This is a genomic window from Mesorhizobium sp. WSM4841, assembly GCF_055811515.1.
This window is the reverse complement of record NZ_JBVVQC010000009.1, coordinates 33,424-53,152: the sequence shown is the minus strand read 5'-3', so window position 1 is coordinate 53,152 and position 19,729 is coordinate 33,424. Positions and strand designations below refer to the sequence as shown.

The window sequence follows — 19,729 nt, the reverse complement described above, 5'->3', positions numbered from 1 at the left end:
GTCTCTTCCTTACGCGCCGTAGCCGCGCATCGTCTGGCGGTTGGTCTTGACCGCGGCGGCCGGATCGGCGGCGGCGATCTCGGATTCCTCTTCCAGCACCAGCCAGCCGTTGAAACGAGGTGCGGCGCTGGCGATATCGATCACCGCTTGGGTGTCGCAGACGCCCTTGCCGAGCATCGCCCAGGTGCCGCTGGCATCGACGTCTTTCAGATGCACGTAGCGGATGCGGTCGCGGTAGGTGGTGAGTGTGTCGATCATGTCTTGATGGCCGCGCAGTATGTGGCCGGTGTCGGGCACCCAGCCGACGAGCGAGGGGTCGATCAGTGCAAAGATCCGGTCGTAGTCGGCACGATCGAACAGCAGGGTGTTATGGTGGGAGCTGGGATGGACAGCGACCTGGACGCCGGCCTTGAGCCCGAGTTCGCCGGCCTTGTTGTAGAACTCCGCAGCAATATTGAACTTATCGTCGCGCGGGCCGTCGGACATGACGGTGGCCGAGCCCATCGAAACCAGCGCGCCTGGAAAGGCAGCCGCGAATTCGATCCAGCGCTGCGCCGCCTCTAGGTCGGCGCCGATGTTCTCCTTCAGCGTGAAGCCGCTGTTCGAGCCGAATGCGAAGGAGACGAGCGCCAGCCCAGCCGATTTCAGTGCCGTGGCGAATTCCGCCGGCCTGTCGGCATAGTGGCCGATCATCGTGTCGGTGATCTCGATGCCTGCATAGCCGCCATCGGCGATCGCCTTCAGGAGGTCGTCGGGACCGCCGGTAAAACGCTCTCCGAGCATTTCCCAGGTAAAGGTCTGGCATCCGACTTTCAGGTCTTTCACGATCGTCCTTTCATTCCTTGATGCCGCCCTGCGTCAGCCCCTCGATGATGTGCCGCGGGAAGAACAGCACCAGCACGATCAAAGGGACGGTGGCGACGGCCGAAGCTGCGGCGATGTCACCCAGGGCCCGACCCAGCGCGGTCTGCGAAAACATCGACACCGAAAGGATGACCGTCAGGATGCCGAAGCGGCCCTTGACGTTGAGCCGTGACAGCGCGAAGGCAGCTGGCGACCCGGCGAAGAGGCACAGGAATGTCGTGGCCAGCGTTGTAGCAGGGCTCGAGCGCGGGGATCAGCGATGGCGAGCCTGACGATTCAGTCATTTTCTCCTCCTTGCTCTGGCAGCCTTCCAGACAGCATTTCCGCATGTTCCATAAAAATTTTACGCGCGTCAACATTTAAAAATGCTGTAAAGCCTGCTTTCGAATGTGATCCCAGGGCGTTGCGACGTCGGGAGGTGGAATAGAAAATGCTGGAAAGATCAGCAGCCAAGCTCGGCATCGGCGTTGTCGGGTGCGGCAACATCTCGATGACCTATTTGCGCAATGCGGCTCTGTTCGGCGAGGTGGAACTGCGCGCCTGCGCCGACATATCGCCCGATATTGCGGCCTTGCGCGCCAGCGAATACGGCATCCGGGCTCTCAGCGTCGATGCGCTTCTGGCCGACCCGGAGATAGAGCTTGTCCTTAATCTGACCATCCCGGCGGCGCATTTCGATATTTCGTTTTCAGCGCTTTCGGCGGGCAAGCACGTCTTCACCGAAAAGCCGCTGGCAACCTCGGCAAGCGACGGCCGGCGCCTTGTCGCCGAGGCGGCGGAGCGCGGGCTGCTGCTGGGCTCGGCCCCGGACACCTTCCTCGGCGCCGCCGGACGGCGGGCGCGCCGCCTCATGGACGAGGGCGCGATCGGCCGCGCGGTGACCGGCACCGCCTTCATGATGGGGCGCGGCATGGAGCACTGGCATCCCAATCCGCAATTCTACTATCAGCCCGGCGGCGGACCGGTCTTCGACATGGGGCCCTATTACCTGACGATGCTGGTCAATTTGCTCGGGCCGGTGGCCCGCGTGATGGCGATGGCGACGCGGGGCCAGGAAGAACGGCTGGTCACCGCCGAAGGCCCCTACCGGAACACCAGCTTCAAGGTCGGCACACCGACCAACATCCTGTCGCTGCTGGAGTTCCGCTCAGGCGCCACCGTCACCTTCGGCGCCTCGTGGGATGTCTTCAGGCACTCCAACCATCCGATCGAGTTGCACGGTACCGAAGGCTCGCTCAGGCTGCCCGATCCGGACACGTTCGGCGGCACCGTTTCGCTGTCGGAACGTGGGGCCGACTGGGCCGACTTCCACAGTGAGAGCGAACTCTATGGCTTGCGCAATTGGCCCTATGCCGCGCCCGACCGCGCCAACTATCGCATGCTCGGGGTCGCCGATCTTTCGCGCGCGCTGACCACCGACAGAAGGCCGCGCGCGTCCGGTGACCTTGCGCTGCATGTGCTGGAGATCATGGAGGCGATTCTCGCTTCAGGAGAGAGCCGTAAGTCCGTCGCCGTCAACACAAAGGTTGATCAGCCGCCGCTTCTTGGGGAAGACGAAGCGGCCGGCCTGCTTGCCTGATATTGGAGGGGACCTACCATGACGATGACATCGCTTTCGCCCTTGCTCGATCCGGAGGCGCGGCATGTGCTCGGGCTCGACCGGCAGGCGGCTGCCCCGCCATTCGAAGCTGGCACTCCCGAAGAAGCGCGCCGCGCCTATGAGCAAGGCTTTCCGGCACTCCAGGGCGAGCGCGAGCCGGTTGGCTCACTGACCGAGCGCATCATCGCCGGGCCAGGCGGCCCGTTGACGCTCAGGATCTATCGCGGACAGGGCGTGAGCGGGGCCGCTGCCCGGGCGCTGCTCTATCTGCATGGCGGCGGCTGGGTGATCGGCAATCTCGAGTCGCATGACGAGATCTGCCGCTGGCTTGCCAATATGGCGGCCTGCGTCGTTGTCTCTCCCGACTATCGGTTGGCGCCGGAGCACAAATTTCCGGCGGCGATCGAAGATTGCCGTGCCGCACTTTCCTTCATGCAGGACAGCGCGGGCGACCTCGGCATCGATGCAGAGCGACTCGCTGTCGCCGGCGACAGTGCCGGCGGCAATCTCGCTACCGTGCTTTGCCTGCTTGCGCGCGGTGATAAGAACCCGCCGACTGCGCAACTGCTGTTCTATCCGAACACGGACGCCTCGCAGGCGGCGGACAGTTATCGCCGCTTTGCCGAGGGTTATGGTCTCACCGCGGCGACCATGGCCTGGTTCCGCGACCACTACATCCGCGATGCCAGGGACATTGGCGACTGGCGCGTATCGCCGCTCAAAGCCGCGAGCCTTGCCGCCGCAGCCCCGGCCTTTGTCGCCATCGCCGGTCACGACATCCTCGCCGATGAAGGCGAGGCTTATGCCAAGCGTCTGGAAGATGACGGTGTGCCGGTCGTCCTGCGGCGTTGGCCCGGCCATATCCACGGCTTCGTCTCGATGGGCCGTCATGGTCCGGCGGCGCGGCAAGCGGTCGGCGCGGCGGTTGCCGCATGGCGCAGCTTCCATCCTGTCTTTGGAAACGCTCAGGCCGACTGACGCATGACCAGCGTCGCGTCGAGATTGACCTTGGGGGCAACTGCCGCGTCGTCCTCGTCCAGCAAGGCCAGCAGCGTCTCGACGCTGCGTCCCGCCATGGAAGCGAAGTCCTGCGCCATGGTGGTGAGGGCAGGGCAGGTGTAGCGGCTCAGCGGATGGTCGTCATGGGCTGCGACCCGCAGGTCGCAATCGCCCTTGCGGCCGACCTTGCGGCCTTGCGAGTAGGCGGCAGCCATCACGCCGAAGGCGAGACGGTCGTTGGCGCACAGAATGGTCTTGCCCGGCAGACCGCCACGGGCGAGCATCGCTTCCATCTGCTCGTAGCCGATCCGTTCGAAATCCCAGGTGTAGTCATAGGTGTTGCCGATGAGCATCGGCTCATGCCCAAGCCGCTGCATGGCGCCAACATAGCTGTTCAGGCGTTCGCGCGAATTGTGGTTGACGTGCGGGATGTCGAAATAGACCGGGGCATCGCCGGAACGGCATAGATAATCGACGATCGTCGAGACGCTCTGGCTGTTGTTGTTGCCGACGAATGGCGTGTCGCCCTCGAGGTAAGTGTCGAAATAGACGATCGGTATGGTCTGTGTCAGCTTCTCCAGCGTGCGGTGGTCTGAGCGCAGGCCGAGCGGCGCAATCAGCGCGCCGGAAACCTTTAGGGAAAGAATGGTTCGCGCTGCTTCCACTTCGAGCTCGCGAGAGCCGTGCGAGGAGATCACGATCGGCCAGTAGCCTTCGTCGCGCAGCCTGAGTTCGATTCGGCTGACCATCTCGGAATAGAAGGGATCGGCGACCGTCGGCACGACAATGCCGATGCTGCGGGTCCGCTTGCGGTTCAGGTTTCGCGCAAAGAGATTGGGCTGGTAGTCGGACGAGTGCAGCGCCACTTCGATCCGCTGACGTGTCGCCGGCTTGACGCTCGTCGGATCGTCGAAATATTTCGACAGTGTCGGCCTGGAGACGCCGCACGAGCGAGCAAAATCCTCCATCGTCTTGTGCGTCATCGACATCAAAGCCCTCGCGCTGTTGCTTGCGCTGCCCGTTCCTACATACGGTGCGCCAGCGCGCATCTGCAAGGCGAAACTTTACAGACAATTTTGATAGTTTTCATGCGTCAATTTATTAATTGACGCGAAAAAGTACAAGCCGTATTCACCTCCGTGGGCGAATTCGAAAGTCATATCACCCGGAAAGTGCTCGCGCGGTTCATCAGAAGCGAGGCCGGGGCGAAACGCCGGGAGGGATTCCGCGAGATGAGGAAGCTGGTCAGTGCCGGCGAGATTCTGGTCGAGATCATGGCCGAGCGGATCGGCCAGAGCTTTCTCGAGCCTGGTCCGCTGCTTGGACCCTACCCGTCCGGAGCGCCTGCCATCTTCATCGGCCAGGCGGCGGCGCTCGGCCAGCCGGCCGGTCTCATCGGCGCCGTGGGCGACGACGATTTCGGCAGGCTGAATATAGAGCGGCTGCGGGCACTGGGCGCCGACGTGTCGGCGATCGCGGTACACAAGGGCCATGCAACGGGCACGGCCTTCGTCACCTACCGGGCCGACGCCAGCCGGCATTTCGTCTTCAACATCCGCAACAGCGCCTCCGGCCTGATCGAGACCGACGCGGCGGCAACAAACTTGCTCGCTAGCGCCGACCACGTCCATGTCATGGGTTCGTCGCTGTTTTCCGACCGCGCCATCGCGGTGGCGCTATCGGCGATCGAGACTGTCAAGGCCAAAGGTGGAACCGTGTCCTTCGATCCGAACATCCGCCGCGAGATCATGCAGGCGTCCGGCATGCGCGCGGCGCTCGATCATGTGCTGGCGCGAGCCGACATCTTCCTGCCGAGCGGCGAGGAGCTCTTCCTGTTTTCATCGGCGAAGGACGAGAAGGGCGCAGTCGACGAATTGCTCGCCCGTGGCCTGTCCTGCGTCGTCTTAAAGAAAGGCGCTTCCGGCGCCGTTTATCATGATCATCACGGTGCGGTCGCCTCGTCCGGCTTTGCCGTCGACGAGGTCGATCCGACCGGCGCGGGCGATTGTTTCGGTGCTGCCTTCGTCTCGTTCTGGCTTCGCGGGGCGGCTCCTGCCGAAGCCCTGCGGATCGCCAATGCCTGCGGTGCGCTTGCCGTCACCCGCAAGGGGCCGATGGAAGGCATTTTCCCGCTTGAAGCGGTCGAGGCATTCATCGCCACGGGCAACACGCAGTGAGTGACGCGACGCGAAGGTTTGCGAACATTGCGGCCAGGCGCGCCGCAGGCGAGAAAAGCGGCATCGCCTCGGTCTGCTCGGCGCATCCGCTGGTCATCGAGGCTGCCCTGCGCCACGGCGTCGCGCGGCACGCGGATGTGCTGATCGAGGCCACCTGCAACCAGGTCAACCACGAGGGCGGCTACACCGGGATGACGCCCGCCGACTTCCGCAGCGTCGTCGAGGCGCATGCGCTGAAAGCGGGTTTCCCAGTCGATCGCCTGATCCTTGGCGGCGATCATCTCGGACCCAATCCCTGGAAGCACATGGCAGCAGCTACCGCGATGAAGAAGGCGGGGGGGATGATCGACGCCTATGCGAGCGCCGGCTTCACCAAGATGCATCTGGATACGAGCATGGCCTGCGCCGACGATCCAGCCGTGCTTGCCGATGAAACAATCGCCGCACGCGCGGCCGAACTTGCTGCAATCGCCGAGACGGCGGTCGAGCGCGCCGGCAGCGAGAAGCCCGTCTACGTCATCGGCACCGAAGTTCCGGTGCCGGGCGGTGCGCTGGAGGCGCTCGACCACTTGCATGTGACCGCGCCGGACGATGCCTTGCGAACGGTGGAGGTACACGCCCGAGCGTTTTCCCGCGCCGGCCTCGAGGCCGCTTTTGCCCGAGCGATAGGCGTCGTCGTCCAGCCGGGAGTCGAGTTCGGCAATACCGAAATCGTGCCCTATGCGCCGGCCGAGGCGACCGAACTGGTGGCTGTCCTCGACCGCATGCCAAAAGTTGTTTTTGAGGCGCATTCGACCGACTACCAGCCGGCCGAAGCGCTCAACGCTCTCGTTCGCGACGGTTTTGCCATCCTCAAGGTCGGCCCCTGGCTGACCTTCGCGCTTCGCGAAGCGCTGTATGGGCTCAGCCATATCGCCGATATGCTCGCGCCGGATCCTTCGCGCGAAAGCCTGCCTGCCGCGATGGAACGCATCATGCTGGCGTCGCCGGACAATTGGCAGAAATACTATCCGGGCACGCCGGAAGAGCAGCACGTGCAGCGGCATTTCTCGTTCAGCGACCGCATCCGCTATTACTGGCCGACGCCGGAGGTGCAGCGCGCGACACAGACGCTGTTGGACGTGCTGAGCGAAAAGGATATCCCCCGGCCTCTGATCAGCCAGTATCTGGGGCAGCTCGGCGCCGAGATTGCGGCAGGCCGGGTCAAGCCTCTCGCGCACGACCTTCTGATCGGCAGCATCACCCGTGTCCTCGATATCTACGCGGACGCGACGGGACAGTAGGGATCGCGCTGCCGGAAAGTCGGCATCTGCCTAAACCCGCCTCATAGAGTCCGATGTCGACGTCGTTTCGAAAAGGGCGCCGCCGCAATTTACAGCTAACATGTTAGCGTGCTATGGCTGCTGCACATTGATATCTGGAGAGAATAGCAGTGGCCTCGCGCTTTGGTCTTTCGGTCGCCCTGACCACGCCTTTCGAGGCTTCCGGGCAAATCGCCATCTTTCCCATGATCACGCAGGCCCGGGCTTGCCTTGGCGCCGGCTGCAGCAGCGCAACGCTCTTCGGCACCACCGGGGAAGGCGCCTCGGTGGGCACGGGAGAGCGGCGGATCGTCACCGAGGCCATGCTGGCCGCCGGCATTCCGGCACATCAGCTCGTCGCCAGCGTGCTGGTCGATGCGGCCGAAGACGCTGCCGAACAGGCGCGGCCTGCCTTGCAGTGCGGCGTTCGCAACATCCTGCTGGCTCCACCGAGCTACTTCAAGAATGTCAGCGAGGACGGGTTGTTCGGATGGTTTTCCGCCGTCTTCACTGCGCTCGGCCCACTGGCCCGCGGCGTCCTCCTCTACAACATCCCTTCTGTCACCATGGTGCCGCTCCCGCTTGCCCTGATCGGTCGGCTGCGTGCGGCCTTCCCCGGCGTGGTCGCAGGCGTCAAGGATTCGGGTGGCGACTGGAGTTACAGCGAGGCGCTGCTAAGAGCCCATGGCGACCTGGTGATCCTGATCGGCGACGAGCGGCACCTGGCCAAAAGTGTGCGCCAGGGCGGGCAGGGCGCCATTTCCGGCATGGCCAATTTCGTCACCAGTGAAATCCGTGCCATGGCCGAGGATGGGCGCGACGATGCCCGTGTCGAGAGCTTCGTGCTCGAATTGCTCAAATATCCGGTCACCCCGGCGGTGAAGGTCATGGTGGCGCGCAAGACCGGCGACGAGCGCTGGCTGGCTGTCCGTCCGCCGCTGGAGCCGATCGCTTCGCAGGGGCGGCAACAGCTTGCTGCCGCCTATGACAGGCTGTTTGCGACAGAGCCGGCCTGACCGGCAAAGGGAAGCGCGCTGAAATGGACGACAGCAGCGAACCGGGAACCCTCAGGGAAAGAGCTTATGCCAGTTTCACGCGGCATTTGCTGGCCCGCGATCTCAGGCCGGGACAGTTCGTGTCGCAGCGTGAACTGGTTGCCTTTACCGGGCTGCCGCTTGGCGCCATCCGCGAGATCGTGCCGCGTCTCGAGGCCGAGGGGCTTTTGACGACCATCCCGCAGCGCGGCATGCAGATCGCCCATATCGACATCAACCTGATCCGCGAGGCCTTTCAGTTTCGCCTGTTCATGGAGCGCGAAGCGGTGGCGTTGTTCACCGTCAACGCCTCCGACGCCGAGCTCGCCCGCCTGCGGCACGAGCATGAGGACATGCTGGCTCAAGCGCTGTCGCAGGCGCCGACGCCGGAAATGGAAGCCAGGGCCCAGAACATCGATTGGGCCATGCACGACACCTTCATCGATGCACTGGGCAACGAGATCATCGCCAAGGCGTATCTGGTTAACTCGGTAAAGATCAGGCTAATCCACCAGGAGCGTTTCCGTATCGACGGGCGCGTCGTGCCGGTGATGCAGGAGCACCTGACGGTGATCGAAGCGCTCGAGAGCCGCGACCCGCAAAAGGCGGTCGAGGCGATCAGCCGGCATATCGACAACGCGCGCCGGTTGGCGCTCCAGATCTGAGGACGTATGGTTCGCGGCTGCCGCGACACTATCCACAACGACAGCAACCCAGGGAGGAAGAAATGTCGTCCAATCCGTTTAAGCCAACAAGAAGGCAAGTCCTTGCAGGAACCACGGCGCTCGCCGCCGCGGGTCTGGCGGGCCTTCGCCCGAGCTTTTCCGCCAGCGTCGACTGGAAGCGCTTTGCCGGCACCACGCTCGACGTCAATCTGGTGAAAAGCCCGCGCAGCGACACCATCCTGAAATATATCGCCGAATTCGAGGAGCTGACCGGCATCAAGGTCAATGCCGAGGCGACGCCGGAACAGCAGCAGCGGCAGAAGACGGTGATCGAGCTCAGCTCCGGCAAGCCGAGCTTCGATGTCGTGCATCTGAGCTATCACGTGCAGAAGCGCCAGTTCGAAAAGGGCGGCTGGCTGGCCGACATCGCCGGCTATCTCGCCGATCCGACCCTGACCGATCCCGGCCTGGTCGAAAGCGATTTCGCCGAGGCCGGCATGCTTTTCGCCAAGGACAACCAGGGCGTGCTGCGTTCGCTGCCCTTCTCGGTGGACTACTGGATCGTCTACTGGAACAAGGAGCTGTTCGAGGCCAAGGGCCTCAAATACCCTGAATCGTTCGACCAGCTGGTGGCCGCCGCCGAAGCGCTGACCGATCCATCGACCAACACGTTCGGTTTCGTCGCCCGCGGCCTCAAGAATGCCAACACGCCGGTGTGGACGTCGCTGATGCTCGGCTACGACATGACGGCGCTCGACGACAAGGGAAAGCTGCGCACCGAAACGCCCGAGGCGATCGAGGCCGCTGCCCTCTACCAGAGGCTGATGACCAAGTCCGCCCCTCCGGGCGTCACCGGCTTCAATTGGGCTGAAGCGCAGTCCGCCTTCCTGCAAGGCAAGATCGGCATGTGGTTCGATGGCGTCGGTTTTGCCCCGCCGATGGAAAATCCCGAAAAGTCGCGCGTGGTCGGCAAGGTCGGCTATGGCGTCATGCCAAAGGGGCCCAAGGCACATGCCTCCGGGACGTTTGGCGACGGCCTCGGCGTGACCGCCTCCAGCGAAAAGAAGGAAGCTGCCTATCTCTTCTGTCAGTGGGCGGTTTCCCCGGCGATGGGCGCGCGCCTGCTCCAGGCCGGCGCCGGCGTGCCGTTCCGCAAGTCGGTGCTGGAAGATCCCAAGGTGCGCGAAGGCGTCACCATGCCGGCAAGCTGGCTCGATGCAGTGGTTCAGTCCGGCAATATCAGCAGGCTGGCGCTGCCGGTGATCATCCCGGTCACCGAGTTCCGCGACATCTACGGCGTGGCGTTGACCAACATGATTGCCGGTGCCGATCCTGCCGAAGAACTGAAGAAGGCCACCGCGCAGTTCCAGCCGGTTCTCGACAGGAGCGAGCAGGGCTGATGTCGACCATCGCCCCAGGTCGCACCGGGGCGACGATAGATCGCACCGGGGCGGCGACGCAAGCCATCGAGGAGAGCCAGTCGGTCCGACTGGCTCCCAACTACTGGCCCTTCGTCGTTCCGGCGCTCGTCGTCGTTAGCGCCGTGATCGTCTTTCCCTGGGCTTTCACGCTCTGGATGAGCGTCAACCGCTGGACGCTCGGCCAGTCGCGGAGCTTTGCCGGGATGGAAAACTATCTCCGTCTGGCCAGCGACCCGCGATTCTGGGAATCCCTTGTTCATACGTTGACCTACACCTCCCTCTCGGTGGCAGCGCCGATGTTCTTGGGCACTGTCGCCGCCCTGATCTTCGACGCCAGGTTTCCGCTGCGCGGCCTGCTGCGCGGCGTCTTCGTCATGCCGATGATGGCAACGCCGGTTGCGGTGGCGCTGGTCTGGACCATGATGTTCCATCCCCAACTCGGCGTGCTCAACTACCTTCTATCGCTGGTCGGCATCCCGGCGCAGGAATGGATATTCAACGCCAACACCGTCATCCCTTCGCTGGTCGCGGTCGAGACCTGGCAGTGGACGCCGCTGGTGATGCTGATCGTGCTGGGCGGGCTGGCCTCGGTACCGCGCGAGCCGTTCGAGAGCGCCGAGATCGACGGTGCCAATGCCTGGCAGCAATTCCGCTACCTGACCCTGCCGATGATCGCGCCGTTCCTGATGATTGCGTTGATCATCCGCACCATCGATGCGCTGAAGAGCTTCGACATCATCTATGCGATGACCCAGGGCGGACCGGGCACGGCGTCCGAAACCATCAACATCTATCTCTACAACACCGCCTTTTCCTACTACGACATCGGCTATGGCTCGGCCATGGCCGTGGTGTTCTTCATCGTCATCGTAGCGCTGTCCTTCATCCTTCTGATGCTGCGCCAGCGCTCGCAGTGGAACGATGCGGAGGGCAAATAGATGAGCTCACGGTTGCTCAATCGGATCGGCCTGTTTTTCGCGGCTCTGGTCATCGTCTCGCCGGCGATCCTGTTCTTCCTCTGGATGATCTCGCTTTCGCTGAAATTCGAGATCGACAACGGCGCCTATCCGCCGATCCTCATCCCCGAACGTTTCGCCTGGTCGAACTATGTAAAGGTGTTCGAGGAGAACAATTTCCTGCTCTATCTCTGGAATTCGGTTCTGGTGACGGGCACGGCGACACTGCTGGCGCTGCTGATCGGCGTACCGGCCGGCTATGGCATAGCGCGGCTCAAGGCCGAAAGATCGGCGGTCGTCATCATGATCGCCCGCATGACGCCGGGGCTGTCCTATCTCATCCCGCTGTTTCTGCTGTTCCAATGGATCGGGATCCTCGGCACGCTCTGGCCGCAGATCATCATCCACCTGGTGGTGACGGTGCCGATCGTGGTCTGGGTGATGATCGGCTATTTCGAGACCACGCCGATGGAACTGGAAGAGGCGGCCAACATCGACGGCGCCAGCTCCTGGCAGGTGTTCCGGCTGGTCGCCCTGCCCATCGCCAAGCCGGGCATCGTTGTCGCCTTCATCCTGTCGGTCATCTTTTCGTGGAACAATTTCGTCTTTGGCGTGGTGCTCGCCAGCCGCGAGACGCGCACGCTGCCGGTCGCCGTCTACAACATGCTTTCCTATGAGCAGGTGAGCTGGGGGCCGCTCGCCGCCGCCGCACTGGTGGTGACGCTGCCGGTGCTGGTCCTGACCATGTTCGCGCAAAAGCAGATCGTCGCGGGACTGACCGCCGGCGCGGTGAAGGGCGGCTGAAGACGCATTCCAGCTCGACATCAATTTTTCTCCCGGAGAAATCCAATGGCATCGGTAACCATCAACAACGTGCAGAAGGCTTTCGGAGCCACCAAGATCATTCACGACGTCAGCGTCGACATCGCCGACGGCGAGTTCGTCATCCTGGTCGGCCCGTCGGGATGCGGAAAGTCGACGTTGCTGCGCATGATTGCCGGACTTGAAACGATCTCGGGCGGCAAGATCACCATCGGCGAGCGTATGGTCAACAATCTGCGGGCGCGGGACCGCAACATCGCCATGGTGTTCCAGAACTATGCGCTCTATCCGCATATGACGGTTGCCGACAATATGGGCTTTGCCCTCAAGATCAAGAAAGCCGATCCTGCCGATACCGCTGGCCGCGTCAGGAATGCCGCCAGCATCCTTGGCCTGGAAAAGCTGCTTGAGCGCTATCCGCGTCAGCTCTCCGGCGGCCAGCGCCAGCGCGTCGCCATGGGCCGCGCCATCGTGCGCGACCCGCAGGTCTTCCTGTTCGACGAGCCGCTTTCCAATCTCGACGCCAAGCTGCGCGTCCAGATGCGCGGCGAGATCAAGGCGCTGCACCAGCGGCTGGGCACCACCACCATCTACGTCACGCATGACCAGATCGAAGCGATGACCATGGCCGACAAGATCGTCGTGCTGCATGACGGCCTGGTCGAGCAGATCGGCGCGCCGCTCGACCTCTACGACCAGCCGGCCAATCTCTTCGTTGCCGGCTTTATCGGCTCGCCCGCCATGAATTTTATTACCGGGCGCATTGAGGAAGGCGTGTTCGGCAGCGCCGGCGGGCTGATCCTGCCGCTGCCGGAAGGCGCCCGCCCGACCGACGCTGCAGGACGCGAACTTGTCTACGGCATCCGTCCCGAGCACATCCGCGCAACTGCCCAGGGCATGCCGGGCACGGTCACGCTTCTGGAAGCCACGGGTTCGGAAATCTTCGCCAGGGTCGACTGCGCCGGCGAGGAAATTGCCTGCCTGTTCCGCGAGCGGCTGCCGCTCAAGCAGGGCGCGCAGATACGGATCGAAGTCGATCGCGCATGCGCCCACCTGTTCGACGCGAAAACCGGCCAGCGTGTGTGATTGGCGCGGCCTGTGCGGCGGGTTCGCTGACGGCTGAGGTTCACTAGTCTAGAGCCAGATACCATCTTTACGGTCGAGCGGGCCAACGCTCTCGGGTCCCGGATCAGCTTCTGCGGCTTCTGCGCCGTAGACCGTCCAGAGCATGTAGACAAAATACCCGATCTGCAAACCTATCGGGCTAATGATCGCCCAGCCGATTGAACCCGTTGCCCAATACGTCGAGATCGACACAAGGCACGACGTAGTGAGTATCCCCACCAGGACCTGCAGAACATTCATCTGTTTTTTCAAAGCGTCCCGGAACTGACAACAGCCGAGAGGCTCCCCCAACCCAATACTCGATACTCGATACCCCGAACCAACATCCCATTATTTTAGAGGTTGCGCAAGTACCATGTCGGGTAGCGGCTGCGACATGCAACCGTCAGTTTAAAGTTGTTTATTCCGGCGGTCTGTCGGCTGCCAAGAAGGGTGAAAAAGCTGGTGGAGGCGACTCTCGCGGATGGCTCCGCCTGGGCGATTGGGGCGTATCCTCATCGTCGTCCGCCTTGGCCTGTCCTGCAGGCGATTCACACCGCAGGCGGAGCAAGTTGCCGTCCTGCAAGCGGGGAAGCCGATTGGCCAGCCAGGACGACAGCACGGTCTGGGCAGATCGGTCAGCCTCCCATCATCCCAGCGGATGACCTAAAGCGCGTCGCGTTTGCCCGGCCTCATGCGACGCGCTTTAGGTTGTTGTTTTTATGCATGTCGTTGTCGCAAAACCGCTGCACACTTTTGCGCGACATGCATTAACCTTCCAATCGGCCGCGGTCCAAAGCAGGTGCAGATATCTGGTTAGAGGAGATCCATAGACCAAAAATTCCGATTGGCGTCTTGGCCCCTCTTTGATCGTCAACTGGGCAGACGAGACAGTTCGAAGTCGGTTCCATTTCTGGATAGCAGCTGCTCGGCGGACCGGAACATGTCGTCGAACGCGAGTTCATTCTCGAAGACTACCCCTCCGACGGCTATGCTCAGGACATCCTCCGCCCCTTTTGGCGCGAAATAGACTTTCGCAACGCGCGCCCGGATACGCTCTCCGACCTCCTTGGCGTCTTCTTCGGTGGCACCAGGTAGAAATACCCCAAAGATGGATGTCCCTATGCGGCCGATCAGATCCTCCTCGCGCACTGATGACTTTATGGTCGAGGCTATGAGCCGCAAGGCCTCGTCGCCCCATTCAATACCAAATCGCAGGTTGATGGATCGAAGGTGTTCGGGATGGATGACCAGGAAGGCGCCCGAACGAGAGCCATGCTCAGATGGCTTCTTTACTCTCCGTTCGACGATCGAAGTAAAAACCGTTCCGTTCAAGCAGCCCGTCAGGCCGTCGTAGGTCGCTGACTTGTTTAGCTCTTGCCGATAGCGGCGGATCTCAACCCGACCCCAGCCGATCAACAGGAAGAGCGGTAGCCCAATGGCGAGGGGGACGAGCGTTGCCGTGACAACGCCGCGTCCGAATGGCGTGAGTCCATCGGCGAACAGGAGCAGATAGTTGAGGGCCAGCGAAAAGCCCAAACTCCCGGCGGTCCCCAGAAGCGTCAGCCATGCGATACTCTTCCACGCCTGGGCAGAGCTGTTCGCCATCGATTTTGTCACTAACCGATCTCCTGTCAGATAGGCTGGCATAAGGCCGGCAAGTTACAAATTCCGTCTCAAAAGCCAATACAATTTGATCGATCTGACTGAACGAGCTCTGGCTGACCCACAGATGAAGCTGGAGTTGCCCGCCAGAAAGATGGAAGACAACAGTTAACAAACTAAGTGTCGGCGCAGGCTGGACAACCAGCAGCGCAGGCAACCGCCTGTATCAGCATGCTGCGCTAGAGCCTGCCCCGATAAAATCGGGATGGGCTCTATATTTTTGTTTGAGCATGATCTTTTCCGAAAACCGGATTCCACTTTCGGGATCATGCTGCAGCGTCGGCAAGTACGGTTCCCTGAGCGCTCAAACGACGGACTGACTATCGAGGCGGGCCGAATATACCCATCTCCGTATCCATAGCTGTCACCTCCGCCTTGCCGTAGATACCGCTCGGCAATGACAGGGCCCAGCCATTGGAAACCAGCCAGGCGCCGACATCCTGCCTGCCGAGCCTGCATGGGGCGGCGATAGTGAAACGATCAACTTCCGGTGGCACGAAACATTTCAGCGCGCGTCCGCGCAACCAGGAGTTGAAGGCTGCGCGCCAGGAGCCGCAAGGCCAGACGACGTCATCAAAGGAACAGGTCTTGTCAGTGGCAATGCTCTGGACCCCGCTGATGACCACCGTCCGTCCCATCGATTCGAAGATCGCGGACGAACTCGCAATCGGAGCGTAGAGCAGGACCTCCCGCCAGTCTTGCGGCATCGGCGTTTTCGGGGGCACGGCGAGATCGAGTTCGCTGAGTGGCGGACGGGGCTCGATCCGTTCGATTTCCCAGGAATCAAGTTGTGGCGGAGCGATGAGGTCCTGAGCAATCTTGCGTGCCGGCTCTCGCCGTTGAGCGTCGAGAACGGTTGCGCCAGGTCGGGTTGGCTGCTTGCCGCGAATATCATGAGACGGCGTAAGAAAAGGTCGGTCGACCGAAAGCAATGCCCCCGCCCTGAATGATCAGGAGGAGCCCGGCCAGAAGCTCCAGGCTTGCGAGCGCGACAGCCAAGCGGATGCGGCTCGGCCTGTCCATCAGGTCGGGAAGTTCCTACGGGTTCGCGCCGGATCAAAAACCCGACGTCGATCTGGCAACCAATTTGAGCGCACCCTTTTCAACTCGATAGAACGGCATCGATCGCTGGCTGGATCCGTCGGCGCGAAACCGGAATAGACCTGTGGATCCGCGAAACCCGCTCGGATTTTCGAGTACCTGTTTGCTGAAGCCATTGGGTCCAACTGCGCTGGCGATCCCAGCAGTCAGCGCAACCATATCATAGGCGTAGGCGACATTGACGTCGGGCTGATAGTTATAGGTCGTCTTGAAGCGGTCGGCGATTGGTCCGGTTTCGCGCGGATCGAGCGTGGCGATATGGGCCCCTTCAAACAGCGGTTCGATGGGGCGTTCCAGCCAGCGGTTTGTTCCCACCACAGCGATTGTTCTTCCCGGGATACCCTTCGATTTCAGGGCGGCAAGGATTTGCAGCGGGCTGTCGTCTCCGCTGGCGACAATGACGGCGTCCGGAGCATCCACGAGTGAGCCCATGTCGGTGACCGCTTTGGTGCCGCCGTCGCCTGCCGAGTACGGGATAGTGACCGCCAGCGTTGCGCCATAGATGCTTAGGCTGTTCGCGACCCGCTTTTCAACGGCACTGCTGTTGGAGCCAGCTGCGACAAGCAATACGAACTTCTTGCTGCCTTTCGCCGCGATGCCTGCGGCGCCCGCCGCCGCGCTGTCTGCCTCGCTGAGGCGCACGGCATAAACGCCTGGACCGCCTGTGAAATTGTTGGCAAGTGCCAACACTGGCGGCCGTTTCGGTCCCGACAATTTGGCAATATGCTGTGCCGCCGGTAGTTCGGTCGGACCGATGACGACTTTCGCCCCCGTCGTGATCGCCTTTATCGACAATTCCCTGGCGTGTGCACTGTCGCCCTGCGTGTCCTCGACCGTCAGTGTGAGCAATCCATTGCCAAGATCCGCCATTGCGAGTTTTGCGGCATCGAGCATCTTCCTGCCGGTTTCCCCCGTGGCTCCAGGGGCGGACAAGGGCAGCAGCATCGTGATCTTCGTCGAACCACTGCCGATCGATTGCGTCGCCTGGGCTCGGCCCGCAACTGCGGCGTCATTCTGCACTCCGGGTGCGGCGATTGCAGCCGGATCGAGCGCTTCGGAAACGCTGCCTTTCGACTGGCAACCTGACAATGTCACGGCGAGCGCAAAGGCGATTGCCCTCGTCCGGAGCCAGAGGACCTGTCGGCCAGCTTCCATTATTTTCCACCCTATTTGCCGCCGGGTCACTTCCCGGTCTGATCTTCCAGTCATGTCACGGCTGAGTTGCGCCGTCTTGTGGTTCTTTAGCCTGCAAAAAGCCGGGCTCTGAGCGTCCTGATCTGTCTGGCTTGCCTTGCATTTCGATAGTCGGCGCATTTCATGTATCGCGGCCCAGGCACGAACACCCGCCGCACGCACACGCGTTTTCCTGCGGCAGGGGCGCTGTCTTCTCCTCCTGCTGAAAATGTGGAAAAGCCGAATGTTGCCACCGGCAATGGCCCGTCAACCTCGAACCCTTCCCTTGCCAGGATCGAGCGCGCGCTGGCAGTAGCGGACCGAAAGTGCCGAGAAACGGCTTTCGTTGTGCCCGGCGCGGTACTTCATGACGGTGGTGCACAGGTCGCCGTCGGCGAGCCTGTTCGCCTGCGCGAGATATTTGACGCCCAGCGCGATGTTGGTCTTCGGCGCACTCAGGTCTTCGAGCGGGCCTCGAAAGCCAAGCATTCGTGCTGTCGCCGGCATGACCTGCATCAATCCGACTTCTCCGTCGGCACCGCGCGCCTCGGGATCGAACCCGCTTTCGATCTCCATTACGGCGTGTGCGAGACGCGGCTCCAGGCCGTAGATCGACGACTGGCAGGTTGCAAATGCCTTCAGCGTTTCTCTCGTCCATTCCTGGGTGGCATCGCAGCGCGTCGGCCGCAACCGCTCGGGCAAAGCATTTGTACTCTAGTGGATTGTTCCGACGCACCCGCGCCGGCATGCATGGCAAGCAGGTCAAAACCGATCAAGGCGATCGTTCCGGCGATCGCCCGCAGCAGTGTTCGGGCGGCCATCATTGTCAGCCAGCCGGCGCGTCGCCGCCTTTTTGGTCAGTTCATGTACTCGACCATGCGGTCGTGGAAACACTCGCATTTATTGAGGTAGTCTTCGTCGCGATAATTTGTCTTCAAATAGCCGAAAGCCTTGCCGCAGGCGACCTTGGCCTCGGAGGCCCAGACGAAGACAGGCCGTGACGAGTGGATCCATTCCGAGCTGTTGGCGACGGCGACAGACTCGTCCATCAGTTGCACTACCTGGTTCTTGAGATCGACGATGTTGTCGGTCTGCACCAGGTTGGACGTGCCCACGACGCGACAATAATCGACCGACGGACCTTCGATGATGTCGGCGGCATACGCCGTCGATCCAACAGCCAGGAACAGTGTTGTACCGGCAGCCAGAAGTCTTGCAGGCTTTTTCATGATGAATTCCCCTCTACCATTCGAATGTATAGCATGGCACCTAGCCCGTGCGCTATTCCCCTAAACCGCGTTGGCCGTGGTCGTATGCTGGGTTATTCCGTCGTCATAAAGCAGCGTGATCGTGCTGGACACCGGCACGTTCGTTAGCGTGGCCACGTCCACGAAATTGGTGCCGTTGGTCGTACCGTCGGCATCGACGCTTAGCGTGCCGGTCCCCGCATCGTAGTTCACGAACTCGCCGATATCGGCTCCCCCCGGGGCTGTGTCGAACAACGACGTCAGGTCGATCACGTCGCCCTGGCCGCCGGCGCCGCTGTAGTCGGAGATGAGATCCTTGATGTCCAGCTGGTCGAGTTTGAACGTATCAGCGCCGTTTCCTCCAGTCATTGTGTCTTGGCCGAAACCTCCAACGAGGAGATCGTTGCCGTCGCCACCGCTGATAAGATCGCTGCCACCACCGCCGCTGAGGAAATCATTGCCTCCCCTGCCTATGATGACGTCATTGCCACCATTGCCATTGAGGTGATCGATACCGGATGTGCCATAGATCTGGTCGGCCAAGGTGGCATCGCCATTCACCGTGATTCCGGGATCGCCAGGATCATGGGAGAAGAATTCGAATCTGACTGCACGGGCCTGGTAGTTGCCGCCATCATTGTCGAAATAGGAAAGTGTCCATGTGTCGCCGGCGGCCGGTGGATTTGCGATCAGATAGTCCGCGAGCGTCGTCGTCGTTGCGACCCCGGCGCCGTCGAGAAGGAAGATATGGTCATAGTCGACGGTCGCCTTCATCAGTCCGGTGGCCGGGTCGTAGGTCCAACTCTGCTCGAACGTTCCGGCAGTCAAATCGTCTTCAACAACTGCAAAACGGTTCGCTCCAATCCTGATCTCGACTTGAACTTCCGCCTCGCGATGCGATCCCGCACTGCCGTCTCCGAAGACGCCTGGATTGCGCTCCCCTAGCGGGATCGGAGTTACGAAGGGAGACTCCTGGAAGTCGGTGTAGACTACTAGTGTCGAGCCATGAGGATCTGCCGTTATGGCGCTTACCGTGGCTTGGGAGAGGCTCAGGTTCTGGGTCTGGTCATTTCCGGACGTGAGCGGGCTGTTACCATTACCCACCTGTGCGGTATCGCTGGGCAAGCTGGTCGGCGGGACTTCGTGGATGCCGACAGTCTGAGTGACGTGGGCGGTGCCGTCGAAGACGTCCAGCGACAGATTGACGTTGACGGTGTCGGTTACCGTTGCGGTCGGCCTGTAGACCAGGTCGTCCAGCAGGTTGATGCCGCCGGCCGGATCGTAGAGCACAGTGCCGGCCGTCAGGGCGACGTAGGTGACGCCATCGAAATAGAACGTGCCTGTGGGGATCGTCCCAGTCGCGGTGACGATGAGGTTATCGCCATCCGCATCGGTCGGGATAGTAACCAGCAAGGGATATCCGTCGGGATAGCTCGGCGTGCTCAAAGTTTGCTGTGCCGGATCGCTCGACATCCAGTTCTGGGTGTTTGCGGCAACCGGGGCATTGTTGACGTCCGACAGGGTGATGGTCAGCGTCGTCGTCGACAGGTCGCCGTCGCCGTCCATGATGGTGTAGACGAAGGTGTCGGTTGCACCGCCG

General features: G+C 61.9%; 20 protein-coding genes. 10 read left to right on the top strand and 10 right to left on the bottom strand.

Translation table 11 applies throughout. The annotated features are described in order from the left end of the window. Positions 1–9: 9 nt before the first annotated feature. Positions 10–783 (bottom strand): sugar phosphate isomerase/epimerase family protein, encoded by a 774-nt coding sequence (locus AC0L14_RS13160; RefSeq protein WP_473749897.1) that lies wholly within the window; start codon positions 781–783, stop codon positions 10–12. A 52-nt stretch (positions 784–835) separates the two neighbouring features. Next, complete coding sequence (locus tag AC0L14_RS13155) at positions 836–979, bottom strand: hypothetical protein (protein ID WP_473749787.1); 144 nt, start codon at positions 977–979, stop codon at positions 836–838. A gap of 315 nt (positions 980–1,294) precedes the next feature. Between AC0L14_RS13155 and AC0L14_RS13150 the strand changes: the two genes are divergently transcribed. Both AC0L14_RS13150 and AC0L14_RS13145 read left to right on the top strand, forming a co-directional pair. Further along, positions 1,295–2,443, top strand: coding sequence for a Gfo/Idh/MocA family protein (locus AC0L14_RS13150; RefSeq protein WP_473749785.1), 1,149 nt, complete (start codon positions 1,295–1,297; stop codon positions 2,441–2,443). Between the two features lie 24 nt (positions 2,444–2,467). After that, positions 2,468–3,442, top strand: a complete 975-nt coding sequence (locus AC0L14_RS13145) for an alpha/beta hydrolase (RefSeq protein WP_473749896.1) — start codon at positions 2,468–2,470, stop codon at positions 3,440–3,442. Here the strand turns inward: AC0L14_RS13145 and AC0L14_RS13140 are convergent. Beyond that, positions 3,430–4,455 carry a LacI family DNA-binding transcriptional regulator gene (locus AC0L14_RS13140; RefSeq protein WP_473749784.1) on the bottom strand — a complete coding sequence of 342 codons (1,026 nt, stop codon included), beginning with the start codon at positions 4,453–4,455 and terminating at the stop codon, positions 3,430–3,432. The genes AC0L14_RS13145 and AC0L14_RS13140 overlap by 13 nt on opposite strands. A gap of 240 nt (positions 4,456–4,695) precedes the next feature. Between AC0L14_RS13140 and AC0L14_RS13135 the strand changes: the two genes are divergently transcribed. From AC0L14_RS13135 to AC0L14_RS13100, 8 genes are all read left to right on the top strand, one after another. Then, the gene (locus AC0L14_RS13135; RefSeq protein ID WP_473749782.1) at positions 4,696–5,640 is read left to right on the top strand and encodes a sugar kinase; all 945 of its coding nucleotides are present in this window, start codon (positions 4,696–4,698) and stop codon (positions 5,638–5,640) included. Further along, positions 5,637–6,923, top strand: coding sequence for a D-tagatose-bisphosphate aldolase, class II, non-catalytic subunit (locus AC0L14_RS13130; RefSeq protein ID WP_473749781.1), 1,287 nt, complete (start codon positions 5,637–5,639; stop codon positions 6,921–6,923). The genes AC0L14_RS13135 and AC0L14_RS13130 overlap by 4 nt, the downstream gene beginning before the upstream one ends. A gap of 149 nt (positions 6,924–7,072) precedes the next feature. Then, on the top strand, positions 7,073–7,957 hold the full coding sequence (locus tag AC0L14_RS13125) for a dihydrodipicolinate synthase family protein (RefSeq protein WP_473749779.1): 885 nt from the start codon (positions 7,073–7,075) through the stop codon (positions 7,955–7,957). A 23-nt stretch (positions 7,958–7,980) separates the two neighbouring features. After that, a complete protein-coding gene (locus AC0L14_RS13120) occupies positions 7,981–8,640 on the top strand; it encodes a GntR family transcriptional regulator (RefSeq protein WP_473486893.1) in 660 nt (219 codons plus the stop codon). A gap of 62 nt (positions 8,641–8,702) precedes the next feature. Then, the gene (locus AC0L14_RS13115) at positions 8,703–10,040 is read left to right on the top strand and encodes an ABC transporter substrate-binding protein (protein WP_473486892.1); all 1,338 of its coding nucleotides are present in this window, start codon (positions 8,703–8,705) and stop codon (positions 10,038–10,040) included. Next, positions 10,040–10,999, top strand: coding sequence for a carbohydrate ABC transporter permease (locus tag AC0L14_RS13110; protein WP_473486890.1), 960 nt, complete (start codon positions 10,040–10,042; stop codon positions 10,997–10,999). Before AC0L14_RS13115 ends, AC0L14_RS13110 begins: the two co-directional genes overlap by 1 nt. Continuing rightward, positions 11,000–11,821 (top strand): carbohydrate ABC transporter permease, encoded by an 822-nt coding sequence (locus AC0L14_RS13105; RefSeq protein ID WP_473749776.1) that lies wholly within the window; start codon positions 11,000–11,002, stop codon positions 11,819–11,821. It begins immediately after the preceding gene. A 45-nt stretch (positions 11,822–11,866) separates the two neighbouring features. Further along, entirely contained in the window at positions 11,867–12,925 is a 1,059-nt protein-coding gene (locus AC0L14_RS13100; RefSeq protein WP_473749774.1) for an ABC transporter ATP-binding protein, read from the top strand. Between the two features lie 48 nt (positions 12,926–12,973). Here the strand turns inward: AC0L14_RS13100 and AC0L14_RS13095 are convergent, their stop codons facing one another. The 7 genes from AC0L14_RS13095 to AC0L14_RS13065 all read right to left on the bottom strand — a co-directional run. Continuing rightward, positions 12,974–13,204 carry a hypothetical protein gene (locus AC0L14_RS13095; protein WP_473749773.1) on the bottom strand — a complete coding sequence of 77 codons (231 nt, stop codon included), beginning with the start codon at positions 13,202–13,204 and terminating at the stop codon, positions 12,974–12,976. Positions 13,205–13,816: 612 nt separating this feature from the next. Then, positions 13,817–14,563: a GGDEF domain-containing protein gene (locus tag AC0L14_RS13090; protein WP_473749772.1), complete on the bottom strand. Its 747-nt coding sequence runs from the start codon at positions 14,561–14,563 to the stop codon at positions 13,817–13,819. Positions 14,564–14,928: 365 nt separating this feature from the next. Then, positions 14,929–15,540, bottom strand: a complete 612-nt coding sequence (locus AC0L14_RS13085; protein WP_473749771.1) for a thermonuclease family protein — start codon at positions 15,538–15,540, stop codon at positions 14,929–14,931. Positions 15,541–15,664: 124 nt separating this feature from the next. Then, positions 15,665–16,864, bottom strand: a complete 1,200-nt coding sequence (locus AC0L14_RS13080) for an ABC transporter substrate-binding protein (RefSeq protein ID WP_473749770.1) — start codon at positions 16,862–16,864, stop codon at positions 15,665–15,667. A gap of 285 nt (positions 16,865–17,149) precedes the next feature. After that, positions 17,150–17,584: a lytic transglycosylase domain-containing protein gene (locus AC0L14_RS13075; protein ID WP_473749768.1), complete on the bottom strand. Its 435-nt coding sequence runs from the start codon at positions 17,582–17,584 to the stop codon at positions 17,150–17,152. Positions 17,585–17,739: 155 nt separating this feature from the next. Then, a complete protein-coding gene (locus AC0L14_RS13070) occupies positions 17,740–18,111 on the bottom strand; it encodes a hypothetical protein (RefSeq protein ID WP_473749767.1) in 372 nt (123 codons plus the stop codon). A 60-nt stretch (positions 18,112–18,171) separates the two neighbouring features. Beyond that, the coding region (locus AC0L14_RS13065) for a calcium-binding protein (RefSeq protein WP_473749765.1) at positions 18,172–19,729 on the bottom strand (1,558 nt) is incomplete at its 5' end.

Coding starts and splice junctions, on each gene's coding strand:
- AC0L14_RS13145 (WP_473749896.1), top strand. CDS start 2,468: ATGACATCGCTTTCGCCCTTGCTCGATCCGGAGGCGCGGCATGTGCTC.
- AC0L14_RS13070 (WP_473749767.1), bottom strand. CDS start 18,111: ATGAAAAAGCCTGCAAGACTTCTGGCTGCCGGTACAACACTGTTCCTG.
- AC0L14_RS13095 (WP_473749773.1), bottom strand. CDS start 13,204: ATGAATGTTCTGCAGGTCCTGGTGGGGATACTCACTACGTCGTGCCTT.
- AC0L14_RS13160 (WP_473749897.1), bottom strand. CDS start 783: ATGCTCGGAGAGCGTTTTACCGGCGGTCCCGACGACCTCCTGAAGGCG.
- AC0L14_RS13150 (WP_473749785.1), top strand. CDS start 1,295: ATGCTGGAAAGATCAGCAGCCAAGCTCGGCATCGGCGTTGTCGGGTGC.
- AC0L14_RS13100 (WP_473749774.1), top strand. CDS start 11,867: ATGGCATCGGTAACCATCAACAACGTGCAGAAGGCTTTCGGAGCCACC.
- AC0L14_RS13110 (WP_473486890.1), top strand. CDS start 10,040: ATGTCGACCATCGCCCCAGGTCGCACCGGGGCGACGATAGATCGCACC.
- AC0L14_RS13080 (WP_473749770.1), bottom strand. CDS start 16,864: ATGGAAGCTGGCCGACAGGTCCTCTGGCTCCGGACGAGGGCAATCGCC.
- AC0L14_RS13135 (WP_473749782.1), top strand. CDS start 4,696: ATGAGGAAGCTGGTCAGTGCCGGCGAGATTCTGGTCGAGATCATGGCC.
- AC0L14_RS13120 (WP_473486893.1), top strand. CDS start 7,981: ATGGACGACAGCAGCGAACCGGGAACCCTCAGGGAAAGAGCTTATGCC.
- AC0L14_RS13105 (WP_473749776.1), top strand. CDS start 11,000: ATGAGCTCACGGTTGCTCAATCGGATCGGCCTGTTTTTCGCGGCTCTG.
- AC0L14_RS13155 (WP_473749787.1), bottom strand. CDS start 979: ATGTTTTCGCAGACCGCGCTGGGTCGGGCCCTGGGTGACATCGCCGCA.
- AC0L14_RS13115 (WP_473486892.1), top strand. CDS start 8,703: ATGTCGTCCAATCCGTTTAAGCCAACAAGAAGGCAAGTCCTTGCAGGA.